The organism is Microbacterium sp. AR7-10 (assembly GCF_001878835.1).
In the GTDB taxonomy this organism is placed as follows: domain Bacteria; phylum Actinomycetota; class Actinomycetes; order Actinomycetales; family Microbacteriaceae; genus Microbacterium; species Microbacterium commune.
Genome location: NZ_MJIR01000121.1, coordinates 1 through 8,782 on the forward strand (window position 1 = coordinate 1; position 8,782 = coordinate 8,782).

Here is an 8,782-nt window from a genome sequence, read left to right on the forward strand (position 1 = left end):
TCATCGACCAGTCCGGCCCGACGGGCGCGTATCTGGCCGCCGCCCTGTTCGCGTTCGTCGGTCTCGTCGTCTCGATCGTGTTCGTCCGCGCGTTCCCCGACCTGCGTGACCGCGACCCCTCGCCCCACCCCGACACCGAGCCGATCCAGACCGCACGCATCTAGGCTGGTGGCGTGCCCGCACCGCTCACCCTCCCTCGTCTGGTGTGGGGCGACGGCCACCGCCGCGCCCTGCTCGTCCACGGTCTCGGATCGTCGGCAGCGCTGATGTGGCGAATCGGCACCGCGCTGGCGGATGCCGGATGGCAGGCCACCGCTGTCGACCTGCGCGGTCACGGCGACGCGCCCCGCGCCCTCGACTACTCCGTCGCGGCCTACGGAGCCGACGTCGCTGCCGCCAGGCCGGATGACGGCGGAGAGTGGGATGCCGTGATCGGTCACTCCCTGGGTGGCGCCGCCACCGTCATCGCCGCGACCACGGCATCCGGATGGGCACGACGTCTCGTGCTGATCGACCCGGCGATCCACGTCGCGGGACGCGACGAGGGCATCATCCGCCGCAGCCAGCAGCGCGCGTTCGCGTCCCCCGATCTCGAGGCGGTGCGCGCCGAGCATCCGGACTGGCATCCGCAGGACGTCGAGCTGAAGGTGGATGCCGTGCTGCGGGCCAGCCGCTGGGCCGTCGAGCAGACCAGCGCGCAGAACCAGCCATGGGATGTGCGCGCGCAGGCGGCGGAGATCCGCCTCCCGACGCACATCGTCGGAGCCGACCCCGAGGTGTACAGCCTGTTCACCGGCGAGCGGGCACGCTCCGTGCTCGAGAACCCGCACATCAGCATGTCGGTCGTGTCCGGCGCCGGGCACTCGCCGCACCGCGATCGTCCCGAGGAGACGATCCGTCAGATCCTGGAGGCCCTCTCGTGAGCGCATTCGACCCCACCCTCCATCTGCCCGACGACCTGCTCGAGCGCATTCGCGAGCGTGCGGCGGTGCATGATCGGGAGAACACCTTCCCGCAGCAGGACCTCGACGAGCTGCGCGATGCCGGTTACCTGTCGATCCTGGTTCCCCGCGAGCGCGGCGGTGCCGGTCTGGGCCTCGCCGAGGCCGCGGTGCTGCAGCAGCGCCTCGCCTCCGCAGCCCCCGCCACGGCGCTGGCGATCAACATGCACCTGGTGTGGACGGGCGTGGCGAAGGTGTTCAGCGACCGCGGCGTGCCGGGGCTGGAGTTCGTGCAGGAGGGCGCCGCCGCCGGCGATGTCTTCGCGTTCGGCATCAGCGAGGGCGGCAACGATCTGGTGCTGTTCGGCAGCGACACGGATGCCCTGCCGCAGAGCGACGGCGGCTACGCCTTCACCGGCACGAAGATCTTCACCTCCCTCGCCCCGGTGTGGACGAAGCTGGGTCTGCACGGCCTCGACACGACGAGCGCGGACGCCCCGAAGCTGGTGTTCGCGTTCGTCGGCCGCACGGATGCCGTCGTCACGAGCGATGACTGGGACACCCTCGGCATGAGGGGCACGCAGAGCCGCACGACGCGCCTGAACGGCGCGGTCGCGGCGCCCGAGCACGTCGTGCGGCGGATCGACCCCGGCCCGAACCCCGACCCGATCGTGTTCGGCATCTTCAGCGTGTTCGAGATCCTGCTGGCATCCGTCTACACCGGGATCGCCCGACGCGGGCTCGATCTCGCCGTCGGCGCCGCGAAGGGTCGCCGCTCGAAGAAGACCGGCACGACGTACAGCCAGGATCCCGACATCCGGTGGCGGATCGCCGACATGGCTCTCGCATACGACGCCCTGCCGCCGCAGATCGCTGCCCTCGCTGCGGATGTCGACGAGAGAGCCGATCACGGCGCGCGCTGGTTCACGCTGCTGTCGGGGCTGAAGCACCGCGCCGTCGTGATGGCGAAGCAGGTGGTCGACGACGCGATGCTGGTCGCGGGCGGTGGGTCGTACTTCTCGTCGAACGAGCTGTCCCGGCTGTACCGCGACGTGCTCGCCGGGATGTTCCATCCGTCGGACCCGGAGTCGGCGCACGCGACGGCTGCGTCGGCCTGGCTGGGGCCTGTCGAGGGCTGAGGCTCCTCGCCGCGGGTCAGGCCTCGAACACCCGCACACCCTCGACCCAGGTGCCGAGCACCCGGGTGTCGCCGATCCGCCCCGGCTCGCCGTCGAACGGATCGCGCTCGAGCAGGGCGAGGTCCGCCAGCATCCCGACTCTGATCGTTCCGGTCTCGGGCAGGCTGTTCACCCGCGCCGACCCGGCGGTGTACGCCTGCAGCGCGCTGCCGAGGTCGATGGCCTGCTCGGGCAGGAACGGCGGGTAGTCACCCTCCCATTCCGACGGGGCGGAGCGGCGGTTGACCGCGGTGTGGATCGCCGCCATCGGATCCGGCGTCGACACAGACCAGTCGCTTCCCGCGGCGAGCGCGGCGCCCGCGCGCAGCAGGTCGCCGAACGGATACTGCCAGCTCGCGCGCGTCTCGCCGAGGAACGGCAGCGTGAGATCGACCATCTGCGGCTCGAGGGTCGCCCAGAGCATCTGCATGTTGGCGGTGACGCCCAGCCGGCGGAACCGGGGCACATCATCCGGGTGGACGACCTGGATGTGGGAGATGTGGTGCGGATTGCCGCGAGGCCCGTTGCGCTGCAGCGCGCTCTCGACGGCGTCGAGGCACTCGCGCACCGCCTGGTCGCCGATGGCGTGGAAGTGCAGCGTGAAGCCGAGGGCGTCCAGCCGCGCCGCCGCCTCGTTCAGCACGTCGGGGTCGACGAACGAGATGCCGGCGTTCTCGGTGGGGTGCCCGTGGCCGTCGCAGTACGGCTCGAGCATCGACGCCGTGAAGTTCTCGGCCACGCCGTCCTGCATGATCTTGATGCTGGTCGCGGCGAAGCGCCGTCCGCCGGCGGCGCTCTCGCGCAGCGCGACGAGGTCGTCGATCTGCTCCAGCCCCCGCGTCCGGTCCCACCACAGCGACCCCACGACTCGACCGGTCAGCTCGCCCGCCCGATCGGCGGCGATGTACACCGGCAGCGGATCGCCGGCGTCGCTGTACTGCGTGCCGACGATGGCATCCTGCCAGGCCGTGATCCCGAACGAGTGCAGGTGACGCTGGCCGACGGCGAGCGCCTCTCGCAGCCGCTCGTGCGGTTCGGCGGGCAGCAGCCGGTTGACGAGGGTCATCGCGCCCTCGTGCAGGGTTCCGGACGGGGTTCCCGAGGCATCCCGCTCGATCCGGCCGTCGTCCGGGTCGGGGGTGTCGCGGGTGATCCCCGCGAGAGCGAGCGCGCGGGAGTTCACCCACGCGCCGTGTCCGTCGCGGTTGGGCAGGAACGCGGGCCGGTCGGGCACCACGGTGTCCAGCGCCGCGGCCGTCGGCGTGCCGCCGGGGAAGGCCGACATCTGCCAGCCGCCGCCCAGCACCCATTCGTCATCCGGATGCTCGGCCGCGTACTGCGCGATCCGCTGCAGGTACGCCTCCTGACTCGACAGGTCGGCGAGGTCGCAGCGCAGCATGTCGAGCCCGCCCCAGAGCGGGTGCACATGGGCATCCTGGAACCCCGGCAGCAGCATCCGGCCGTCCAGATCGACCACCTCGGTGCCGAGGCCGATCAGGGCGTTCGCCTCCCGGTCGAGCGCGACGATCCGCCCGTCGCGGACGGCGACGGCGTCGGCTCGCGACCGAGACGCGTCGGAGACGAACACTCTTCCGCCGTAGGCGCCGCCGGTGAACACGAGGTCGGCGTCGGTCATGTCATCCTCCTGCCATGGTGCGGGCGATCTCGGTGGTCGAGTCCCCGGCCTTCTTCAGCACCAGGGCGACGAGAGCCAGCGAGACGAGCGTGAGCAGCAGCATCACGGTCGACACGGCGGCGATCTCGGGCCGCAGCCCGCTGCGCAGCGAGCTCAGCACGTACACCGGCCAGGGTGTGGTGCCCGACACCTGCACGAAGGCCGAGACGACGGTGTTGTCGAGACTGAGTGTGAACGACAGCAGGAATCCGGCGAGCACGGCCGGCATCGCGAGCGGCAGGGTCACGCGCAGGAAGGTGCGCACCGGCGGGGCGTACAGGTCGGCCGATGCCTCCTCCAGGCGCGCGTCGAGACCGACCAGCCTGGCACGGACGATGTACGACACGATGGCGATCGAGAACAGCGAGTGACCGACGACGAGACGCACGGTGCCGTCGTTGAACATCGTGAGCCCGAGGTCCTGACCGAGGAAGACGAGCCACGGCAGCAGCGCGACGGCGTCGACAATCTCGGGTGTGACCGACACGAGCAGCAGCAGTCCGAGGAACCACCAGACCCACTTCCCCGGTCGGCGGGCCATCGCGATGCCGGCGAGCGTGCCGAGCACCGCAGCGAACAGCGCCGCGATCAGGCCGGTGCGCAGCGACACCATCACGGCGTCGCGGATGACGGGCTTCTCCACCAGCGCCGCGAACGGAGCGAAGCTGAAACCGTCCCACGCGACCAGCAGCCGCCCCGAGTTGAACGACGCCATGATGATGACGATGATCGGCAGGAACAGGAACGCGTAGACCGCGACCGACCAGATGCCGAGGACGCGGTCGCCGATGGCGGCGCGGGGACGACGGGGGCGGATGTCGCTCATGATGCCTCTCCCAGGACGAGTCGGCTGCGGCTTCGCAACGGCAGCGAGATCAGCCAGAGGATGCCGGCGACGACACCGATCGTGAGCATGATCACGAGGATGAGCAGCACCGCCATGGCCGAGCCCAGCGCCCAGTTCTGCGCGGTGCCGAACTGGCTGGCGACCAGCTGGCCGATCATGTTGCCCTGCGCTCCGCCGAGGACGGTCGCGGTGATGTAGTCGCCCATCAGTGGGATGAACACCAGCAGCACGCCGGCGATGATGCCGGGTCGCGCCAGAGGCACGGTGACCTGCAGGAAGGTGCGGATGCCGTTCGCGCCGAGATCCTTGCTGGCTTCGCGCAGCGGCGTTCCGACGCGGTCGAAGGCGACGTACAGCGGCAGGATCATCAGAGGCAGATAGTTGTAGACGACGCCGATGAGCACGGCGGTGCGGGTGTAGAGCACATCGATCGGTCCGTCGAGCATCCCCAGCCCCTGCAGCAGCGACGACAGCCAGCCCTCGGGCGAGAGAATCACCTGCCAGCCGAGCGTGCGCACGAGGAAGTTCGTCCAGAACGGCACCATCACGAGTGCGATCAGCAGGCCCCGACGCGAGGGCGGCGCCTTCACGGCCATCCAGTACGCGACCGGGCCGCCGATCAGCAGGCACAGCACGGTGCCGATGATGCCGACCCAGAGGGTGTTCTGGAACGTCGCGAAGAACGTGGGCGACATGGCCTCGGCGTACCGGTCGAAGGACAGCACGTCGTTGGCATGCGTGCCGAAGATGCCCGGCTTGTACCCGAAGCTGAACCACACGACCATGGCGATGGGCGCGATGAAGAACAGCGCCAGCCACACCCACGCGGGTACGGCCAGCCCGAAGCGAGGGCTACGCACCGGCGGCGGCCTTCGTCTTGTTCCATATCTCGACGATGCGCGCCTGCGCCTCCGTGACCTTGCCCTCATGCATGGTCTTCACCTGCGCCTCGTCGAAGAACACCATGTCGAGCATCTCGAGTCCGGCGGCCTCGGCCGCCTCCTTGATTCCCGCGGCCCCGGTGTCGTAGCCGATGTAGTCGACCTGGGCGAGCTGGTTCTCGGGGGTGAGGATGTAGTTCAGGAAGGCATGGGCGGCCTCGGGGTGCGGTGCGCCCTCGACGAGCGCCCAGTTGTCCATCCACAGCTCGGTGTCGGGGGCGCCGAGCACCCACTGCCAGCGGTCGGGGTCGGGCGACTCCTGGATGCCGATGCGCGCATCGCCGTTCCACGACTGCATGAGCACGTGCGACGCCTGCGGGATCGCCGCACCTCCGGGGTACGAGTCGAAGGCAGAGATGTGCGGTGCCAGCTCGTCGACGAGGAACTTCTCGCACGCGTCGAGGTCGGCGGGGTCCGTGGTGTTCCAGTCGATGCCGTTGGCCCAGTAGTAGATGCCGCCGAGCGGGGCCGGGTCATCGAGCACCGAGGTCTTGCCGGACGCCTCGTTCTGAGCCGCGTCGATGAAGTCGCTCCACGTCTTCAGCTCACGCGTGATGACCGTCTTGTCGTACACGAAACCGGTGGTGCCCCACGCCTTGCAGATGGAGTACTCGTTCTTCGGGTCCCAGTCGCGCCCGAGGAAGGCGGGATCCATGTGCTTCATGTTGGGGATGAGATCCAGGTTGAGCTTGGCGAGCAGCCCGTTCTCGATCATCTGCGGGATGAACACGCCGGTCGGCACGACGAGGTCGTAGCCGCTGGTTCCCTTCGCCGCGACGAGCTTGGCGATCATCTCCTCGTTCGAGTTGAAGGTGTCCATGACGACCTTCGCACCCTCGTCGTTCGTGAACGCCTCGATCACCTCGGGGGCGTCGTACTCGCCCCAGCTGTAGATGGAGAGCTTGTCCTCCACCGCGCCGCCGGTGGCGCCGGGCGCCGGCTTTCCCGAGCCGCCTGGCGAGCAGGCGGTGAGCACGCCCGCGGCTCCCAGCGCGGCGACGACGCCCATGAAGCCCCGCCGGGTGAGCTGATGGCGCACGACGGGCGCGATGCTGCTGTCAGCCAGGATGCGGATGCTGTTGTCGTTCATGAGAGCACTCCTTCGTGCGGTGCGGTGCGGTGCGGGTGGTGAGGTGGATGCCGCTCAGCGCGCTGCGCGGTCGGGGAGGGCGATGACGTGTGTGGCGGCGGTGGGCGCGCCCTCGGCGGCGAAGAGCCGCACGTCGTCGCGCGACCAGGTGCAGCGCACCGCCTGGTCGACGGCGACCGCCGGCGCCGTCGGTGCCGGAGTGCGCACGAGCAGCGTCTGTCCGCCGTCGATGCCGACGACGACCTGGAGGGTCTCGCCGAGGTACGACACGCTGAGCACACGGCCGTCGATGCCGAAGGCGGTGGAGTCGGGCGTTTCGATCCGGATGAACTCCGGCCGGATGGCGGCGACGGCCGCGCCCCCGTCCGCGACCTGCTCGGCTCCCCATCGGCCGTGGATGAGGCCGACGGTCGTCTGCACCGCGTCGCCGCGAGCGGTGCCGCTGAGAAAGTTCTGCTGGCCGATGAACGATGCGACGTACGCCGACGCGGGTGCGGCGTAGATCCGGTCGGGAGCATCGAGCTGCTCGATGCGGCCGGCGCGCATCACGGCGATCCGATCGCTCATCGACAGCGCTTCGCCCTGGTCGTGCGTCACGAAGACGAACGTCGTCCCGAGCCGGGACTGCAGCAGCTTCAGCTCGACCTGCATCTCCTCGCGCAGCTGGCGGTCGAGCGCGGCGAGCGGCTCGTCGAGCAGCAGCACACTGGGGCGGTTGATGAGCGCACGGGACAGCGCGATGCGCTGCTGCTGCCCGCCGGAGAGCATGGTCGGCTTGCGGTCGGCGAACCGGCGCAGCTGCACCATGTCGAGGGCGGCGATGACCCGCTCCCGCTGCTCGGCCTTGGGCACCCGGCGCTGCTGCAGGCCGTAGGCGACGTTCTCGGCGACGGTCATGTGCGGGAACAGCGCGTACGCCTGGAAGACGGTGTTCACCTCGCGGCGGTGCGGCGGCAGCCCGAGCACGCTGCGGCCCGAGATGCGGATGTCGCCGCTGTCCGGATGCTCGAACCCGGCGATCATGCGCAGCGTCGTGGTCTTCCCGCAGCCCGACGGTCCCAGCAGGGAGAGGAACTCGCCCGGCTGGATCGACAGCGACAGGTCATCGACCGCCGGCGCATCGCCGTAGTGCTTGGTGACGCCGATGATGTCGACGCCCCCCGTCGCCGGGTCGGCGGTCGGCGCGGGCGCCGCGGGTGCGAGCTGTGCCATGGAACCTCCACGTTGAGTTCTGACTGACGTCAGTCAAGCACAGTCGCGCGGTGAGGTACAGCGAAAAACGAAGAATGGACAGAAGAGAGCGACGATATCCGTTGTCAAGCTGTCTTGATTGTGTCGATATGGTCTACTTGCGGTCGAAATCGAACGCCTTCAGCAGCTCGCCGACCGCGGTCTCGCGCTCGTCGCCGCCCTGCTCGAACATGTGCGTGACATGCGTGCGCAGGTGGTTCTCGAGCAGCAGGCGATTGAGTGACTCGAGCGAGCGCTGCACGGCACGCGACTGGGTGATGATGTCCATGCAGTAGTCCTCGTTCTCGATCATCCGCGCAATGCCGCGCAGCTGACCCTCGAGGATGCTGGTGCGGTGCAGAGCGCGCTTCTTGATGTCGTCGATCACCCCTCGAGCCTAGTCACCGTGAAAGGATGACGGCATGTCGCGAACACCGATGGCGCTGCTCTCGCCGGCCGATCAGGAGCGACTGCGCAGCCTTCGCCGGATGAAGGCCGTGGCGCTGGGCGCGCTGATCTTCATGGCCGTCGTGTTCGTCCTCTCCTTCTGGCTCGAATCACGGCATCCGTGGCTCGGCTACCTCCGCGCGGCGGCCGAGGGCGGCATGGTCGGCGCCCTGGCCGACTGGTTCGCCGTGACCGCGCTGTTCCGCCGCCCGCTCGGACTGCCGATCCCGCACACCGCGATCATCCCCAACCGCAAGGATGAGATCGGGCGCACCCTGGGCGAGTTCGTCGAGACGAACTTCCTGGCGGGTGAGGTCGTGCGCGCGAAGCTGTCGACGACCGCCCTCTCGCAGCGGCTCGGCGAGTGGCTCAGCCACGAGGCGCACGCCGAGCGCGTGGCGGCGGAGGCCGCCACGGCGGCCTCCGCCGTGCT

The 8,782-nt window shown here is 69.6% G+C and carries 9 protein-coding genes; 3 read left to right on the forward strand and 6 right to left on the reverse strand.

Going from position 1 to position 8,782, the window contains the following annotated elements; genetic code table 11:
- The first annotated feature begins 173 nt into the window (after positions 1-173).
- Both BFN01_RS14865 and BFN01_RS14870 read left to right on the forward strand, forming a co-directional pair.
- Positions 174-923: an alpha/beta fold hydrolase gene (locus BFN01_RS14865; RefSeq protein ID WP_071645096.1), complete on the forward strand. Its 750-nt coding sequence runs from the start codon at positions 174-176 to the stop codon at positions 921-923.
- Positions 920-2,080 carry an acyl-CoA dehydrogenase family protein gene (locus tag BFN01_RS14870; RefSeq protein ID WP_071645097.1) on the forward strand — a complete coding sequence of 387 codons (1,161 nt, stop codon included), beginning with the start codon at positions 920-922 and terminating at the stop codon, positions 2,078-2,080. Before BFN01_RS14865 ends, BFN01_RS14870 begins: the two co-directional genes overlap by 4 nt.
- Before the next feature lie 16 nt (positions 2,081-2,096).
- On the opposite strand, the gene BFN01_RS14875 is transcribed toward BFN01_RS14870, so the two are convergent.
- The 6 genes from BFN01_RS14875 to BFN01_RS14900 form a co-directional block, all read right to left on the reverse strand.
- Positions 2,097-3,755 carry an amidohydrolase gene (locus BFN01_RS14875; RefSeq protein WP_071645098.1) on the reverse strand — a complete coding sequence of 553 codons (1,659 nt, stop codon included), beginning with the start codon at positions 3,753-3,755 and terminating at the stop codon, positions 2,097-2,099.
- Position 3,756: 1 nt separating this feature from the next.
- Positions 3,757-4,620, reverse strand: a complete 864-nt coding sequence (locus BFN01_RS14880) for an ABC transporter permease (protein ID WP_071645099.1) — start codon at positions 4,618-4,620, stop codon at positions 3,757-3,759.
- Complete coding sequence (locus tag BFN01_RS14885; protein ID WP_071645100.1) at positions 4,617-5,501, reverse strand: ABC transporter permease; 885 nt, start codon at positions 5,499-5,501, stop codon at positions 4,617-4,619. Before BFN01_RS14885 ends, BFN01_RS14880 begins: the two co-directional genes overlap by 4 nt.
- Positions 5,494-6,672, reverse strand: a complete 1,179-nt coding sequence (locus BFN01_RS14890; RefSeq protein ID WP_071645101.1) for a spermidine/putrescine ABC transporter substrate-binding protein — start codon at positions 6,670-6,672, stop codon at positions 5,494-5,496. Before BFN01_RS14890 ends, BFN01_RS14885 begins: the two co-directional genes overlap by 8 nt.
- Positions 6,673-6,726: 54 nt before the next feature.
- The gene (locus BFN01_RS14895) at positions 6,727-7,884 is read right to left on the reverse strand and encodes an ABC transporter ATP-binding protein (protein ID WP_071645102.1); all 1,158 of its coding nucleotides are present in this window, start codon (positions 7,882-7,884) and stop codon (positions 6,727-6,729) included.
- Positions 7,885-8,017: 133 nt separating this feature from the next.
- Positions 8,018-8,290, reverse strand: a complete 273-nt coding sequence (locus BFN01_RS14900) for a metal-sensitive transcriptional regulator (RefSeq protein WP_071645103.1) — start codon at positions 8,288-8,290, stop codon at positions 8,018-8,020.
- Positions 8,291-8,324: 34 nt separating this feature from the next.
- Between BFN01_RS14900 and BFN01_RS14905 the strand changes: the two genes are divergently transcribed.
- Positions 8,325-8,782, forward strand: a 458-nt coding sequence (locus tag BFN01_RS14905) for a DUF445 family protein (RefSeq protein WP_143187276.1), incomplete at its 3' end; no start/stop codon positions are given.